Origin of the sequence: Chthonomonas calidirosea T49 (assembly GCF_000427095.1) — a bacterium.
GTDB lineage: Bacteria > Armatimonadota > Chthonomonadetes > Chthonomonadales > Chthonomonadaceae > Chthonomonas > Chthonomonas calidirosea.
In genome coordinates, this window is the sequence record NC_021487.1 from 1,537,033 (window position 1) to 1,553,900 (window position 16,868).

Annotated in this window: 12 protein-coding genes; 3 read left to right on the forward strand and 9 right to left on the reverse strand. The window is 55.3% G+C overall.

Annotated elements, in window-relative coordinates:
* Positions 1-22: 22 nt before the first annotated feature.
* From CCALI_RS06420 to CCALI_RS06450, 7 genes are all read right to left on the reverse strand, one after another.
* Complete coding sequence (locus tag CCALI_RS06420; protein WP_016482662.1) at positions 23-904, reverse strand: hypothetical protein; 882 nt, start codon at positions 902-904, stop codon at positions 23-25.
* A gap of 10 nt (positions 905-914) precedes the next feature.
* Positions 915-1,934 (reverse strand): PilN domain-containing protein, encoded by a 1,020-nt coding sequence (locus tag CCALI_RS06425; protein WP_016482663.1) that lies wholly within the window; start codon positions 1,932-1,934, stop codon positions 915-917.
* Between the two features lie 65 nt (positions 1,935-1,999).
* Positions 2,000-3,511, reverse strand: coding sequence for a type IV pilus assembly protein PilM (gene pilM / locus CCALI_RS06430; protein WP_016482664.1), 1,512 nt, complete (start codon positions 3,509-3,511; stop codon positions 2,000-2,002).
* 189 nt (positions 3,512-3,700) lie between these two features.
* Entirely contained in the window at positions 3,701-6,457 is a 2,757-nt protein-coding gene (locus CCALI_RS06435) for a hypothetical protein (RefSeq protein ID WP_016482665.1), read from the reverse strand.
* A 96-nt stretch (positions 6,458-6,553) separates the two neighbouring features.
* Positions 6,554-6,931: a sirohydrochlorin chelatase gene (locus CCALI_RS06440; RefSeq protein ID WP_016482666.1), complete on the reverse strand. Its 378-nt coding sequence runs from the start codon at positions 6,929-6,931 to the stop codon at positions 6,554-6,556.
* Positions 6,924-7,412, reverse strand: coding sequence for a sirohydrochlorin chelatase (locus CCALI_RS15050; RefSeq protein ID WP_016482667.1), 489 nt, complete (start codon positions 7,410-7,412; stop codon positions 6,924-6,926). Before CCALI_RS15050 ends, CCALI_RS06440 begins: the two co-directional genes overlap by 8 nt.
* Positions 7,409-8,929, reverse strand: a complete 1,521-nt coding sequence (locus CCALI_RS06450; RefSeq protein ID WP_016482668.1) for a fumarate hydratase — start codon at positions 8,927-8,929, stop codon at positions 7,409-7,411. The genes CCALI_RS15050 and CCALI_RS06450 overlap by 4 nt, the downstream gene beginning before the upstream one ends.
* 81 nt (positions 8,930-9,010) lie before the next feature.
* On the opposite strand from CCALI_RS06450, the gene CCALI_RS06455 reads away from it, so the two are divergent.
* The 3 genes from CCALI_RS06455 to CCALI_RS06465 all read left to right on the forward strand — a co-directional run bounded on the left by CCALI_RS06455 (position 9,011) and on the right by CCALI_RS06465 (position 13,842).
* Positions 9,011-10,288, forward strand: a complete 1,278-nt coding sequence (locus tag CCALI_RS06455) for a citrate/2-methylcitrate synthase (protein ID WP_016482669.1) — start codon at positions 9,011-9,013, stop codon at positions 10,286-10,288.
* A gap of 8 nt (positions 10,289-10,296) precedes the next feature.
* On the forward strand, positions 10,297-12,573 hold the full coding sequence (locus CCALI_RS06460; protein ID WP_016482670.1) for a 3-hydroxyacyl-CoA dehydrogenase/enoyl-CoA hydratase family protein: 2,277 nt from the start codon (positions 10,297-10,299) through the stop codon (positions 12,571-12,573).
* A gap of 213 nt (positions 12,574-12,786) precedes the next feature.
* On the forward strand, positions 12,787-13,842 hold the full coding sequence (locus tag CCALI_RS06465; RefSeq protein ID WP_016482671.1) for a Gfo/Idh/MocA family protein: 1,056 nt from the start codon (positions 12,787-12,789) through the stop codon (positions 13,840-13,842).
* Between the two features lie 229 nt (positions 13,843-14,071).
* On the opposite strand, the gene CCALI_RS06470 is transcribed toward CCALI_RS06465, so the two are convergent.
* Together CCALI_RS06470 and CCALI_RS06475 are read right to left on the reverse strand one after the other, a co-directional pair.
* Positions 14,072-14,992 carry an RnfABCDGE type electron transport complex subunit D gene (locus CCALI_RS06470; protein ID WP_016482672.1) on the reverse strand — a complete coding sequence of 307 codons (921 nt, stop codon included), beginning with the start codon at positions 14,990-14,992 and terminating at the stop codon, positions 14,072-14,074.
* 3 nt (positions 14,993-14,995) lie between these two features.
* Complete coding sequence (locus CCALI_RS06475; RefSeq protein ID WP_016482673.1) at positions 14,996-16,861, reverse strand: CRTAC1 family protein; 1,866 nt, start codon at positions 16,859-16,861, stop codon at positions 14,996-14,998.
* Between the last annotated feature and the right edge of the window lie 7 nt (positions 16,862-16,868).

Genomic DNA, 16,868 nt, shown 5'->3' on the forward strand with positions numbered 1-16,868 from the left:
ACAATAGATATACCTGTTTTTCTCATTCTGCTGCACCAGCAGAGGTTCCGCCTGCCCCACCACTGGGTGTTGGAGGCATTGGCCTCCCGGCCTTTGGTCCTCCCATGCCGCCCATCGCGGCTCCAGAATACATGCTCATACCCATACCATAGGGCATTCCTCCCATCATGCCCATACCTCCAGCCGCATTTTGGCCAGAAGTCACTTGCAGGCGTGCATCCGGCGGCGGTGGCGGATTATTAGGAATGATATAGAGAGTCAGCGAGTAGGTCAACATCAGCGCAGGACTTTGCCCTTTTAAGCTCACATTATCTACAACCGGCATACCATGCCCTAGCAGATCGGTATTGATTCGTTTCAGGTGGTTCATAGCTGCCTGAAAGCTTTTACACATTACGGTTACCGTCCAACTTTTCCCTTGCTCTGGCAGCGTAATCCCTTTGCTGTAGTTCGCTATGGCGTTTGGATCGGTGGGGAAGGCTGGAATCTGAAACACGGTCAGCAGGGTAATCCCATCGTTCATCTGTGCGTCATACCAGTGTTGCAGCCAGCGGCCCCACTCTTGCGGAATCTTATCGAACCCGCGTAAGGCATAGATCGCGATCAGGTCGCTACTATTATCGTTCTTATGGAACGGGAGGGCTGGCATATAGCGTGCTTGGTTGATCTGCCACGACTCTTGGGCCTGCAGCGCTTGCTTTTGCGTGGTCTCAAGCAAGCGTTTTTCCTGTTCTACCTGCTCTTGGGTACCGCCATTCTGCTCAACAGAGGCGATCTGCGAGTTGGTGTCGTTAATGCGGTTGCGCATCGGGTTAATGAGGGCAAAGTAGAGAACGATCCCCAGTACAAGCGCAACCCCGACTCCGATCCCCAAAATATGCCATTTCGTGAGTTTACTCAGCATCGACTCCCTCCTAATCCGAGCTACCTGGCGCTGTCGCTCCACCTCCAGGCCTACTACCAGTAGGCGGTTGCGACCCCATAGGGCCGCCTGGTCCGAACCCAGGCATACCGGGCATACCCGGCGGCATGCCGTAACCACCAAACCCGGCAGCGCCAGCTCCACCTGCCTGTGCTGCGGGCGGCCATGTGGGCGGTGTTGCGGGCGGCGCTAAGCTATCTTGTAGCACCAAGTCCGCAGAAAAATCGAGGCCTTTTCGTCCCTCAATTTCGGTGGGGGTCGCAACCCCATTATTCTGGCTACCGCCCCCTGTACCATACCCACCGTACGGTGAGCCTGGCATGCCCGACATACCGTAGGGCATGCCAGGAGGCATGCCAGGAGGCCCTCCTCCCATCCCATACGGAGAGCTGGACATAGGAGAGCTTGTCATGGGCCCCATGGATCCACCCGCTCCATACATGCCTTTCGGAGGGCCGTAGGAACCGAAGCCACCGTAGGCCTGATTCCCATTCTGGCCATTGGCAGCCTCCGGAGGATAGGGATGGGCCGGCATGGTGATATAGACGCTTTGAAACTTTGCCGTATCGTTGCGCAAAAATATCCACCAGCGGGCTAGTTCCATTTCGTTGGGGCAAAAGCCAGTAAGGTGCACAAGGTTATGATTTCTTGGATCTATTTCCATAGAATGGAGCAGAATGTAGGGGCTCGTATCCGATGCAACGGCCGTGTAGGCTTTCCACCATGAATCGTTGTATTTTTGAGCGCTCGCGATGAAGTCTTGTTTGCTCTTAATATCGGCGATACTACTGTTTACTTGCTGTACCTTCGACTGATAGTCCTGATATTGCGACTGCAAGTTATTGGCGTTATCAAGCTGTTGCTTTGCTTGGTCAAGCTGTCCCTTCAGGCCTATGTACCAAGCCACAAAAGCGATGATGACCGCAGCCACTAGGGCCGTTGCAAAGCCAAAGAACACAGGGCGTGCACGGCGCTCATGAACATAGGGTGGTAAAAGATCGATGCGCAGCATCTTCCAAAGCTTCTCCTACTACAGGCATTTCTTTAGGAACATACCCGTTTCCTGTGGGCACGAAACTACTTTTTCTTTCCTCGCTTGGCCGGTTCCGGCAGCAGGTCGTAAGCAGCAAGCCCCAAGCTCACGGCAAAAAGCGGGCCGACCTCGTCCATATCGTAGTTCTGTTTTTTGATACTTATCTGTACGTGGCGCAGTGGGTTCACTACCCGGGTCGAGATGCCGAGCTCGTGCTCGATGAACTCGGCCAGTTTCGGCAGACGCGCCATACCGCCGCACAGGAGAATTTCGTGGACGGGCGCATCGCCGCTACGGGATCGATAGAAGTCCAGAGAGCGTCGCAGCTCCTGGACAAGATCGGTCACATGGGGAGCTATCGCGTTAAATATCTGAATTTTTAGGGCGTCCTGAGGTTGCGGCGTCGCCTCGCCAAAAGCCGGCGGAACATCCGATGCTGGAGGCACAAACCCCGGTGCCTCCCCTTCCGTCTGTTGGGCGCTAAAATCGAAGGGAGTGGAGGGTGGGTTCAACTCCTGTGAGGGATTGGCTAAGCCGCCAGATGCCCCCCCAAGTTCGCCTGAGGAGGGTGCCAAGCCACCGGAACCACCTCCTAACTCCTCTGAAGAGGGCGCCAAGCCGCCTGATGGCGAAGAGAACTCAGTGGATTCTGTAGCGGCACCGGAAAAATCGAAAGGCATTCGCCCTGAAGGAGAGCTGATCGGCCCAGAGGCCGACATGGGCGGCGGCTCGGTGAAATCTATAAAGCCTCCCGACTCTCCAGGCAGCGCTCCTGAAACCCCAAAACCGGTCTGTGGCAGCTGCTCAAACATCACTTCGGCGAGGTCTCGTTTATACCGCTCCGCCGTATCCATATCTACCTGTAGGGCTTCGGCAATGGCACGGGTAAAGTTATCTCCTCCAACGGGCAGCGTACGCAGGAACGCAGGAAGATTATCGCGAAACACGCCGATATCCGTGGTGCCCGCCCCGATGTTTGCGATAAGAGCCGTATGTCCTGCCGACTGCGCTGGCTCGCCGATATCGAGCAGAGCGCGTCCCATGGCTAACGGCACCACATCTATAGCTTTGGGGTTAAGACCGGCGGCAAAAAGCACTTCAACATGCTGATCGATGAAGTCCTGCTGGGCTACGGCCAGCAGCACCTCTATGTTCTGCTGCGAGGGGTCAACTCCCTCCGGTCGCTCGATGCGGGCATAGTCCATGATCGTTTGGGCGGCAGCAAAAGGAATCTGGCGCTCTATCTCCCACTGCATCTGCGTGGCCAGCTCTTTATCGTCGGATACCGCCGGCACCTCAACGACTCGAACCACCACCGATGTATTGCTCGCCGCCGCACTGATCACCTGTTTTGTGCCGATGCCGGCATCGCGCAGCATCTGACGAATGGCCTGTCCTAGTCGTTGTGCATCGAGGATCACCCCGCCATCAAAAGTGTCGGGAGGCGTCGGCGCAATGGCCATGCCCGTTACCTCGACACGCCCACCTCCGCCGCGTGCCTCGACGACCTTAATATATTTCGACCCTATATCCAGCCCGAGATAGGCTCCAGCCATCTTAGACTACTCCCTGCTCAAATCCGTAATCTGCGGACACACTACCCCACTACGAGAGGCTTGCGACCTCGTCACGATCCTTCATTTATTAGATACGTCTTCAGCATTGTATCAGATTTGCCGCCGACTGTCAATACTGCTTCGCTTTGTTCATCTTCTTTTGTCGTGTCTCCCGCCAAAAAGGTTCAATTAGCGGAGTTCCACAACCTCCGTCGCATGCGGCCCTAGCGCTATTGGAAAGAGAAGCGCACCGTTTTGGTTTTGAAGAGGTATTTCCTTCTGAGCTAAACGTTCCACCGCCTTGCGCGCACCTGCCAACGAGGGAACCCGCGCGATAAACACATACACGCTGCCGTCTTGAGGGCGCGCCGTGGTGTTAGAGATGGTGAAGAAACGGTCGCCGTAGCGCTCGATTCTTAGCGAAGGATTATCTGCGATCGCCCAGGTAAGGGGTTGCCAACCCGCTGCGGACAGCTGTTGAAAAAGGGGAATATAGCGCTTGAACAGGTCGCGATCTCGATTGTACCACTTTGGCGTCTCCCAATAGGGGTGGGTGGATGCATCCGCACTGAACATACTTGGAAACAGATCGTAGAAGAGGCAACGCTGAAAATACTGCTCTACCATGCTGTGGTCGAAGCGGTCGAAGTTAGTGTCCATCAGCATAAGAAACGGCTTCTGATAGCAAAGAGTCCTGCGATAACAGAGGAGAGCGTCGGAATCAGGGAAGAAGCGCCCCTCATACAGCCAATTTACTTCTGAACCCATCACATCCAGCAGCGGTGCAAAAATGCAGAAGCGTTCCGGTGTACTATTGGCCATCAGCAGGCGCCCTCGGTTGTGCAAGTCCGCACTGATAAAACGAGTAAAGTCGTGTACCCAATACCACTGGGGCACACAGGGTTTTCGGAAGCCGCTATCAAACGTTAAAGGGTAAGGACACGCCTGCAGATCGGACAGCCGATAGTCGCACGTATCCGCCCAACTCTCCAAAGAATCCAGATAGATGCCATCAAGCCGACCGTTTTTTTGCGTGTTTTCCGCGCCAAAGAGACGATCGGCCCCCTCCACAGTATAGCTTAGCGAAGCCTTGGTGGGCTGCTCGGGCGTGGCCGGCAGACCGGGGCTAGGATTTAAGATGAAGAGCGCCCCATCGTTCCAAGGCACCTTACTGAACTGCACGTAGAAACGGCCATTCGAGTCTTGCACGCCGCTGTTCAGAACAGCCCGCGCCCACTCCTGCGGCGTTGGATCGTGCAACGCATCCAGAGGACGTGGTGGCATGGCCTCTTTCGCCCGCGCCTGAATCAAACTCATTGCCTCCTCATAGGTGCGCGGAAGGTTGTCGGCCATGGGCATCCAGTAAGAGGAGGGCTCGATATATCGAAAACAGAGGATGCCTGCTGCGTTATCCTGTTTTATGCTGTTGTCGCCCTCATGAAAAGCAAAGCCGAAATCCGGCCACCCCTCCACACTCTCCGGGGCGGTAAAAGGCATCCAGATGCCGTAAGGTTTGTGCTGTTCCGGATAGAAGAGGGCGTTGGCGCGATAAAACTGCATCGCCGCCTCTCGAAACGGCATGGTGGTCAACGCGAGCTCCCTCCCCCCTACCTGTTCCACGGGAAGGGGCGGCAGAGAGAACAGCTCACAGCGCACACGTGCCGTGTGGGTAGGCCAGACTTGGCTTTTACCGGTGAGGGCCACGTCCCACCCAATAACAAGAAGATGATGAGGGGCGTTATAGAAAATGCGAAACACGGCAGGCCATTGAATATCTTCCGCCATCATAAAACCGCCCGCCCGCCCCGCTACGCAGGCAAAGGGATAGCGTGAAAGCCCTCCGGTGGTACCTACCGATATCTGCACTTGGTTTTCGTACTCCTCATCGGCCTCCACAGGAAACGCACGCTGAATGTCTTCTCCCCACACAAGGTCAGACCCAGCGAAGGGAACCGTGAGATAGAGACTTAGGGCGCGGTCTTGGCCGGTCTTATCTATCAGGGTGCCGTCCACCCCGATTCCATTTCCTTTAGGGTAGAGCGCAATGCTGAACACAACATGCAAAGCGCTAACCACCCCATTGAAGTTCACTCCACCCGCCTGTCTTGGAGTAAAACGGCCCTCCAGCGGAATTAAAGGGCCGTCATTTCCAACATCGCGCAGTAGAAACCCGCCTACTGCAGCTCCATTCATCTTTCTTCCTCTCACGCGCACGGCAGCTAACGTACCGCGAGCATCAAAGGTCAGTGAGAGAGAGCGATCCTCGGACGTCAGCGTTTGCCAAGGAGCCGCTGTCTGGGGGCGAGTGGGCACATCCAGCAGCTGGCCATCAAAAATATGCGGGCCTCTTAGCAGATAGAGAGAAACGTCATCAAACCAGACGGTGCCTCGATGATAACGAAAAAGCATATAGAGAGTAAGGCTTTTTACCGGCTTTTCCGGATAGATAACGAGCTGTTCTCGCTCCCAATCGTGTGTTCCCGCCGAGAAGGCAGCAACCTGCCCCCATAGCGGGGTGCCATCGTTATAGGTTAGGTCCACATAGATCGCGTAGTCGGCTGGGTTGTTACCCTCCACTGAATCGGCACGGCTCCAGCCAACCACAACGATGGGAACGGGACTTTGTTGGTTGAGCTCGATTGTCTGCATGGCCCCATGCAGGCTGCTCGTATCGGTGCTATCACATCGGATGCACTGTTCTCCCCCATGCATAAATCGTCGGTCAATGTCATAGCCCTGGCCGTAAGGCAGCCATTCGGGCACACCGCCTCCTTTGCCATCCGGCCCACTCCCCCCCTCGAAGCCTCCATTACGCACAAGGTTGGCCACGCGATCCTGCCCTCTTGCCCAAAGAGGGCCTAACAGACTGCTCAGCATGACGAACAAACAAAAACAGCGAAGGGTCACCCACTGTCGCTTTACTTCCAAAGATTTTCGAGGATGCATAAGGCACACCATACCCCTTATGAGGAGTTTGTCGTAGATGAACACACAACAGAAGCTGTTGACCTCTAGCGGCGTCTGCTCTTAGAAACCAACCATCTACTCGAAATTGCCAGCCTCCACAGCACGTTTGGCCAACACCTCTGTTAACTGGGAGGAACGCCCTAAGTAGGGGCCAAGTCGGAAATGCACTTGTGGGTAGCGCTTTTGGGCCTCCTCAAACAGCGAAGGCAGGTCCTCGGCTACATGGGTACCCGTATGCAGAAAATAGGGAACGCCCACGATCTCCGTGGCGCCCTGTTGCACGCAAAGGGCGATGGCCTCTGGAATAGAGGGGCTATTGCACTCCAGAAAACCGACCTCCACAATGGGGAAGATATCGCGTCGCTTTACCTCATTAACCACGCGATACATCGCTTCGTTAGCGGCAGGGCGCGGGCTGCCATGAACCAGCACTAGCAGAGCTCGTTTAGCCATTCTGTTTCACTCCCGAGGTCGCAGGGCATTTTGCCGTTCCATAGAGCGGGCAATCGGGCGAAGCGCGACAGAAGCGCGCTGCACGCTCGAGGTCTTCACGCCATGCCTCAGGCCCTACGGCGGCAAAAGCGCTTGCGATAAGCGCATCGGCCAGGTTTTCATCATAGCCAATCGGTTCGGCCACAACAAACTCCATTTCGGGATAACGCGCCTTTACCTCTTCCAACGCTTTGGGAATATCGGTTTTTACAAATTTCCCAGGAACCAAAAAATAGGGCAGCACCAAAATACGGCGTACTCCCTCTTGTGCCAAACGCGCCACCACTTCCCCAAATAGCGGCTCGCTATAGTTCAAATAGCCTACTTCCACTTTGGCAGCAAGCCCTTTGGTGCGCAGTCGCTCCGCATGGGCTTGCAAAGCCTCTCCGGCGCCACAAAGCAGCGAGCCATGGGCAAACAGAAGGATCGCATCGGGCTTCATCTTCGTGGGGCTATGAGCTCTAGGTTCTTCCCGCTCTCCTCCTCCACAACCTCATGCAGACTGTTGCCATGGCTATCCATCGTGACTACCGCCAACAGGTCTTTTACACGTAGATGCCACATGGCTTCAGGTATCCCGAACTCCTCGAGAAAGTCTACCCCCTCCACCTCCGTCACGCACTCGGCATAGAACTGCGCCGCTCCGCCAATAGCGTTCAAATAGACAGCACCGTAGTCTTTCAGGGCTTGAAGGGTCTTTTCGCCCATCCCGCCTTTGCCAATAACAGCCCTTATGCCGAACCGCCGGATGATATCGGCCTGATAAGGCTCCTCGCGCATGCTGGTCGTAGGCCCAGCCGCAGTGATTTTCCAACGTCCTTGCGCATCTTTGATCGCCACAGGGCCGCAATGGTAGATCACCTGTCCGCGAAGGTCCACAGGGCTATCGTGCTCCATGAGATACTTATGAAGAGCATCGCGACCCGTGTAGATCACCCCAGAAAGCAATACGACATCGCCCACCCTAAGCTTCCTCACGTCCTCCTCGCTTAACGGCGTTGTGAGATGGAGCTCGCGGCCCGTAAGTGGAAGGTTCTCCTGATCGGCCAAACGCTGTGGCCTCTCTTCGCGGAACAGCCATCGGCGGATAGCCCCCGTCTGCGGGTCAAGTCGCACCCCTAGGCGCCGAAAAGCCCAGCAATCGTAGGCCACCGAGACAAAAAAGGAGGCAGGAAGCCGATTCAGCGCCCCGATTTTGCAGCCAAAGAGAGTCACCTTGCCTCCAAAACCCATGGTGCCGATGCCCAAGTCGTTCGCATGCGCCATAACCCGCTCCTCTAGCTCCGCCAAAACTGGGTTAGGGTTCACATCGTCCAGAGGGCGTAACAGCTGCTCTTTGGCATGATGATAGCCACTCGTGCGATCGCCCCCAATACAGACTCCCAAGCAACCCACACTACACCCCTGTCCCTGGGCTTGCCAAATCGCATGAAGGATGCACTTATAGACGCCTTCCAGGTTACGGTCGGCCCGTCCTAAATGCTCTAACTCGCAAGGAAGAGAGTACTGAATGTTTTTGTTTTCGCAGCCGCCTCCCTTTAATAAGAGAAGCACTTCGATCTCATCCTCCTCCCACTGCTCAAAATGGATGATGGGAGTTCCTGGGCCGATATTGTTGCCAGCATTTTTACCAGTAACGCTATCTACAGAGTTCGGTCTTAACTTACCTAGCTTCGTGGCCTCCACAATGGCCTCGTGAATGGCCCGCTTCATGGCGATCTGGTTTACCCCCACCGGCGTGTGAATGAAGAAGGTGGGCATGCCTGTATCCTGACAAATGGGCTGCTCGCGCTCGCAGGCCATATCAATGTTTAACCCGATGATCTGAAGCGCCTGTCCCGAACGGTTGTTTTTATCCTCCATTGTTAGGACACGCTTAAGGGCACGGCGTACATCGGCAGGCATGTTGGTAGCGGTCTGAGTGATCAGCTCCAGCAAACTCTGTGACAACTGTTCCATGGTCAGCAAACTCCAAATCTTCCGCAACGCTGCGGAGGTAGATTTCCTCACTACCTTTCATTATACCTGTCATCTCCGCAGATGGTTCAGAAGCAGCTGCGACCCGTTGCGTTGTACCTCGCGAGTTCACAACGCTTTTCGGCTCCCACACGTAGAAGAAAAGAGAAGGATTTTCTCTTTGGGAAAAAGAAGATTTTCATAAAGCAAGAATTTTCAGAGGAGCCTTTCCATGCCAAGCGCATCCTACAGCCCTGGACTAGAGGGCATGTCGCCGGGCTTACCGCCATCTCAAAAATAGATGCTGAACGGAACCGGCTAAGCTACCGTGGCTACGACATCCACGACCTGGTAGATCACTGCAGCTTTGATGAGGTCGCCTATCTGCTTATCTACGGTGATCTGCCCAACCAAAGCCAACTCGACGCTTTCTGCAAGACCGTCGGCGCCCATCGTGGGGTTCCCTCCGAGGTTATCTCCCTGCTGCGCACCCTACCCCCTGCGGCCTCCCAAATGGATCGCGTGAAGGCCGCCGTGGCTGCGCTCGCTCTTTTCGACCCACAGCGTGAGGAAAGAACTGCGGAGACCTATCGCGCCGTGGCCGTTCGACTCTATGCTCAACTGCCCACCATTATTGTCAACAGCTACCGCCTAAGTCAAGGGCAAGAGCCGGCCACGCCACGGGCCGACCTCAACCATAACGCCAACTTTTTCTGGATGCTTACAGGCCACGAACCCTCCGATCTCATCGGCCGTGCCTTTAATGTAAGCCAAATCCTCTATGCCGAGCACGGCTATAATGCTTCCACTTTTGCGGCCCGCGTCACCGTCTCCACACTATCCGACATCTACTCTGGGGTGGTATCGGCCATTGGAACGCTGAAAGGGCCTCTGCACGGCGGCGCCAACGAAGCGAGCATGCAGATGCTCCTCGAAATCGGCTCGCCGGAGCGTGCTGCGGAGTGGGTTCGCGAGGCTCTTGCGCGGAAACAACGGATCATGGGGTTTGGACATCGCGAATATAAACATGGCGATGAGCGCGCTCGCATTGCAAAACAGTACGTCATTGAGCTGGTCAACAGCAAGGGGGCAACGCATTGGCTCGAAATGGCGGATATCATCGAGCGCGAGATGATGCAGGCCAAAGGACTTTACCCCAACGTGGACTTCCCCATCGGTCTCCTTTACTATCTCATGGATATCCCCATTCCGCTCTATACCCCCATCTTCATGATGAGTCGCATCACCGGCTGGTGCGCCCACATCATCGAGCAGCTGGAGAATAACCGGCTCATACGTCCCGAAAGCGAATACATCGGGCCGAGCGAACGCCCTGTGCTGCCGTTGTCACAGCGTCCCTGAGTGCGGACATGATAGACGAGTCAAAAACCACGGGTATTGCGGTGGTGCTTGGGGCAGGAACCATGGGCGGCGGCATCGCCGCCCAGCTTGCCAATGCCGGTTGGATGGTCTGGTTGCTCGATCTCCCTTCGCCTCACCAACGCAACCAGTTAGCTGAAGAGCGCATCCGTCGTCTCCAAAATGCCCGCCCCCCCTTGCTGGCACTCCCGGAATATGCTGAGCGCATCCATGCAGGCAATATAGAGGACGACATTCATCCCCTCAAAGAGGCCGATTGGATCGTCGAGGCCGTCGTGGAAGACCTAGAAACCAAACGCCATGTGCTCGCCCTTGCCGATGAATATAGGGGCGCTCAAACGCTTATCACCAGCAATACCAGCGGCTTGAGCCTCCATGCAATGAGCGAAGGGAGGAGCGATTCGTTTCGTGGCCACTTCTTTGGGACCCACTTTCTTAACCCCCCTCGCTATCTTAAGCTTCTCGAGATCGTTCCACTGTCCACAACCGACCCCAGTCTCGTTGCAGGGTTTGCTCGATTTGCCGAGCAAGTGCTTGGCCATCGTGTGGCCTTCGCCCGCGATACCCCAGGCTTCATATCCACACGGCTTTGGATTGAGCATCTGCTGGAAACGATGCACCTTGCCGAGGAGTTCGGTCTATCGGTTGAGACGGTGGACAGATTAACTGGCTCGCTCATCGGTCGTCCGCGCAGCGCGACGTTTCGTATGGCCGACATCGTTGGGTTAGACATCGTCGCTGCCGTCGCACGTCATCAATATGAACTGCTTCCAAACGACCCCAAGCGACCACTCCTCACCCCTCCTAAGGCCCTACAGTACCTTTTGGAACGGGGTTTGCTTGGCGAAAAACGGGGGAGTGGCTTCTATCGGCGTCAAAACGAGCATATTGAGGTGTTCGATCCTAACCTACAGGCCTATCGGCCTCGTCGAACTGAGCCCCTGCCGTTTGCGGAACATCTCCAAACACTTTCGTTGCCGCAACGCTTGGCCGTCATCGGCCAAGCAGCCCAAGCTCCTTCCCCTGAAGCGCAGTTTCTGCACACCCTTCTCTCCCGATTTGTAGACTATGTAGCCGCTGTTGGGCCGGAGATCGCCGACGATATTCTCACCATAGACCGCGTTATGCAGTGGGGGTTTCAGTGGGAGCTCGGCCCTGGAGCCATAGCCGATCTTATGCAGCCGCAAAACAAGCGTCCCTACTACAGAAACACTGACAACCAGCGCACCTATCTCTCCTTTCTAGAAGGCAAATATCTTCCTGCTCCGAAAGAGCCAGAGTATATCTCTCTGTCCGAGCTAAAACAGGAACGTGGAACGTTGCTTGCAGATGCTACCGCATCTCTCATCACGCTGGATGACGATGTGGTTTGCCTCGAGTTCCACACCAAAATGAACACCTTTGAGCCGGCTCTCGTTCGCTTTATCGAGCAGGTTTGTCAGCTTGTCGAGAAAGAAGGGTGGGCCCTGGTCATCGGCAATCAGGCTGCTCATTTTTCGGCAGGTTATAACCTGCGTCTTTTCTTAGAAGCTATTGAAGCCAAAAAGTGGCGGGCGCTCGACATCATGCTGAAGGAGCTACAGTTTGCTTTTCTACGCCTGAAATATGCTTCGTTTCCCACGGTGGCAGCCCCGCACGGCTACACGCTCGGAGCTGGTTGCGAAGGCACACTGCATTGCGCTTATGTGCAGGCCGCCCGCGAGCTAGCAATGGGTTTACCAGAGGTGCGTGTTGGGCTTATACCGGCAGGTGGCGGCACCAAAGAGATGTTGGCGCGTACGATGAGTCAGACACAGGGCTCTCCGCTTGACGCATTGGAGAGTCTTTTCAAGCGGCTTACGATCCCCTCCATAACGACCAGTGCCGATGAGGCAAGGAAGAACGGCCTCCTTCGCTCTACCGATGGCACTACCCCAAACGCCGACCGTCTGCTCTACGAAGCCAAGTGCCATGCAAAACGCCTTCGAGAGGCAAACTATCGTCCTCCCTCCCCTCAACCTATTCCTACCTTCGGGCGCGCGGCAAAAGAGCGACTGCATCACGCGCTTGAACAGTGGTTCTCTGAAGGGCTCATCACCGAGCACGACCGTTTCGTTGCCGGTCAGCTCGCTCGCGTCCTCTATGGAGATGCTGAAACGCAACGCTCGTGCACGGAGGAAGAGCTTCTACAGCTTGAACGCGAGGCGTTTGTTGAGGTGGCTAAGCATCCAAAAAGCCTAGAGCGTGTTCAGCATGTGCTAAATACAGGCAAACATCTACGAAACTAAGCGAGATCCCCTTTAAGAACACCACATCTTCCTTCCGCGCTAAGCGGAAGCACCTCCAAGCGCGCTAAAAAGCCGTCTCTAGAGAGCGTTAAGGAAATCGCTTAGCAAGTTAAGAAGGCACAGACGCCTCTCTTCGCAAAGCGAAGGCAGGATTCGAGGCCTCGTTCCAAGGATATATCCCCCAACAGCACGATACCCTTTGAGGAGAGGAACATGTCGCAACAGGTACGAATCGGCTTTGTAGGGGTGGGCAGTATGGGCCAATGTGCCCATCTAAAAAACTACATCACCTTGCCTGATTGTCAGGTAGTGGCCATCGCTGAGCTACGCCCTCAACTCGGGCAAAAGGTGGCTCAGCGCTACGGAGTTCCCCATGTCTACCTATCTGCGGAGGAGATGCTCGCTAAAGAGTCGCTCGACGGCCTTGTGGTGTCTCAACCCTTCACGCGGCACGGGCAGGTGGTTATTCCTCTCTATGCAGCGCGAATCCCCATCTTCACTGAAAAGCCGCTTGCCGGTAGTCTGGCCGTGGGCGAGCAGATGATAAACGCTTTAAAGGAGAGCGGAACATGGCATATGGTGGGCTACAACAAGCGGAGCGACCCTGCTGTTATGTGGGCGAAAGCGGAGATCGAGCGCCTAAAGCAGACCGGTGAGATCGGCAAACTGCGCTATGTACGCATCACGATGCCGCCCGGCGATTGGGTTGCCGGAGGGTTTACCGACCTCATCACCACCGACGAGCCGTATCCCAATCTTCCACACGATCCACCACCCACCGACCTCAGTACAGAGGGCGCTCGCACCTACATTGAGTTCGTGAACTACTACATTCATCAAGTCAACCTTCTTCGCCACCTACTTGGCGAGCCTTATAAGCTCACCTATGCCCATCCCTCCAGAACGCTTCTGGTGGCGGAAAGCGCCAGTGGCGTTGCAGCGACCATCGAGATGCAGCCCTACACCACCACGCGGGCTTGGGAAGAGACCGCCCTGGTGGCATTTGAACATGGCTATGTACATATCTCTCTGCCGGCTCCTCTCGCCTCTCATCGTCCAGGGCATGTTGAGGTTTACTACGACCCAGGGGGCCAAACCGAGCCAAGACGCGTTAGTCCTACGCTGCCTTGGGTTCACTCCATGCGCCAACAGGCCATCAACTTTGTTCGGGCCCTAAAGGGCGAGGCTCGCCCCCCTTGCGACGCTTTCGAGGCGTTAGAAGATCTCAAAATCGCTCGCGACTACTTGCGTCTCATCGGCTGTAACTAGGGGCTTCTCCGTTTTGGCTTCCTCTGAGAGAGGACCGAAGACTACTCTTCCCCTCTAATCACCTAGCCCTTCAAGACACAACGGAGGATAGAGGAGAAGCACAGGCCGCGCGTTCTCCAAACGGGGTTGGGCATATCGTGAAGCTTTACAGTCCGCTGCTGTAAGCAAGGCGGCGCGTTTTCGCGCCGCCTTCCGACTTACCCTAGACCTGTAAATCTAACTCGCGAGCCTATTTGCCTATAGCCACCTGGAGAGCCGGAGCGGAGTTGGCCTGCTGCGCGGCATTTCGGCGTTTCTCGCGCAGTATCTCGATAAGATTGGCGGGTGGCCCAACCAATGTCAAAGCCAAGTAAGGTGGATGAGAGGCAATGATACCGCCGAACGATTCGGCCGGCGGAGAGGCAAGCGAGCCGTAGAGCCACAGGAAGTTTTCCACCGTCGCTACTAGGAAGGCCACCAACATCTGTCCTCGTTTCGAGTGGACGGTGGTCTTTGGGTCGGTGATCATAAAGAAAGTGAAGAGCTGATACATGGGCCCCGTGATGGGGGCTACCTCCGTTAAAAACGAGTCGTGCAGGATCAGGCTTCGGATAAAGGCATAGAAGCAGAAGCTTAGCACGTAGGTGAGGCAGATATGAAAACGTTTGAGACGATAGATCACCATCGAACCGATGATCCATACCACAATCATGGGGAGCAGTCCGTTGCTGAACTGATTCATCAAAGTTGAAACGGCGTTGGGCACAATGAAGAGGGTGGCCACAATGCCGAGATTGGAGGGGTTCCAAAGGTGACGTCCATTCACTCGAATGGCATATTTAGAGGTAATGGAGATGGCACTGCAGAGCATATAGGGCCAAATGAAGTCTGAACGCAGCAGAATGCCCACGCTAATGCCGCTGACATAGGCGCTGGCAAGATGAGGCCATTTGCCATAGGTGAGGCGCCCTAGAACTAGCTCGGTCGCCATACTGGTGAGGATGGCGGCCAGTGTATAGAACGGGTTCACAAGAACACGCGCGGAGAGCTGTGCCATCAGCAGGATGAAGGTAACGAGCAGAGGCGCAATATAACGCGGATCGATTCGCAAAGCGAGGCCCTTGGGTCGCACTCGCTCTGCCGCATTTTTTAATATAGAGAGATTACTCATAGATTAGGGCTCCTTAATGTTATTAATTGCATTGATTCGAAGAGAAGAAGCAGGGAGCGTTTGAATAAGGCCTGAGGGCCATCGGATCATGAGTTTCTCGATTTGAGGCTCCGGGCCAAGGCCAAAATGAAGACGGCGTTGGTTTTCCGCTGCAAATCCACAACCGCCCAGCACAAACTGTAGCTGTTGCTGATGATTCCAGTACAAGGTTACCGCAGCGCCGATAGCGCTGCGATTGCTTCGCGTGCCCTCCAAATGAAACTCAATCCACCTATTTTTGGGGTCCACGGTGTTGCGATAGATCAGCAGAGGGCCTCGTTGATTGGCCACAATCACGTCGAGAGCTCCGTTGTTCCACAGGTCGGCCAAGGCAACGGCTCGTCCATCATAGAGGTCGGTGGCCCCAACTTGCTGAGCCACCTCGGTAAAGTGGCCGGTACCATCGCCAAGCCAGACGCACTTCTTTTCATAGCCGGAGAGGCTTCGACCGTTAAACGGGGGCCAATTAGCCGCATCGGAGATAATGGCGCTATTCGCCCCAGCCACCTTATTGAAATCGTGCCAGTAGCTTTGGTCGCGTTTGCCCGAATAGAAGCCGTTGGTAAGATAGAGATCGAGATAGCCATCGTTATTGAGGTCTCCAAACTGCGCACCAAAGCTCCAGCCACCCATGGCCACCCCCATCTCGGCCCCCATCTCGTCGTACTTAATCGCCTTCCCTGTCGTGCCTGGTTGCGGCACCCACAGGTTATTACCCTGCATCAGCTCACCTGGCTCCGAGATATTGCTGATATAGATGCAGGGTCGTCCCTGATTAAGAATATCGCCAAAGCTTACATTCATACCGCTCTTTGGGCCTTCAGTAAACGAGTAGATGGCGCTTTTGGCAATAGGGATAAACCGTCTCCCGCGGTCGTTATAGAAGAACAGGGAGGCCCCATAGTCGCCGGCGATCACGATATCAGGGTAACCGTTACCGCACAGATCGGCGGCAGCAGCCGCCAGCGCCCAATAGCGCCCTCCTAAACCCATCGGCTCGGTAACGTCCTCAAAACGCCCCCCGCCAAGGTTCTCTAGCAGATACAGGCGGCCTCCATTGCTGCCGTACTCGAAGTTGTTGGTCATGATCTTCGTGGTGGTGAGGTGAAACAGGTCTATATCGTCGGGGAAATAGCCGCATAAGAGGAGGTCAATGTTACCGTCGTTGTTATAGTCGAGCCAAATCGCGTTGGAGATGTTGGCCTTTGCAGGTAGCCCACTGCCGGAGGTTACGTTGGTGAAGTGCTTGCCCCCTTCGTTATGAAACAGAAGAGTAGGGCCGCTCCACTTATAGACCAGTAGGTCTTCAAAGCCATCGTTGTCGTAGTCTCCCCACACAGCACCTTGGCAGACGCCGGTTCCAGGCGCGTTGAGATCGCGTAAGCCGACCTCCTCGGTGACGTCGGTAAAGGTGCCGTCGTGGTTATTCCGATAGAGGGCACACTGAGTGCCGACTCCACTGTTGGTTACAAAAATATCCGCCCAACCATCCCGGTCGAAATCCACAATGGAGACGGAAGCTCCGAAGGAGGCCACTTCAGGCATAATGTTGTTCAGTTTCGGATCGAACTGCGGAGCCTGATGCACGAAGTGGATGCCGCACTGTTGCGCGCACTCGGTGAGATAAAAACCGTAGCGTCGCAGCGAATCTTGGGGTGAGAGGGCGCGAGGCAGCTGCATGGAGGCACCTTCCACCGAGACATCTCTCCCCCGACTGCTTAACCAACGTGCTAAGGGAACGCCCCCAACAAGAGCTAAAAACATACCGATGGCCACTCGCCGCGATACGGTTACAGAAGGCTGTTCTTTCACCGGTTCCGAAAGTCCCATAATGATC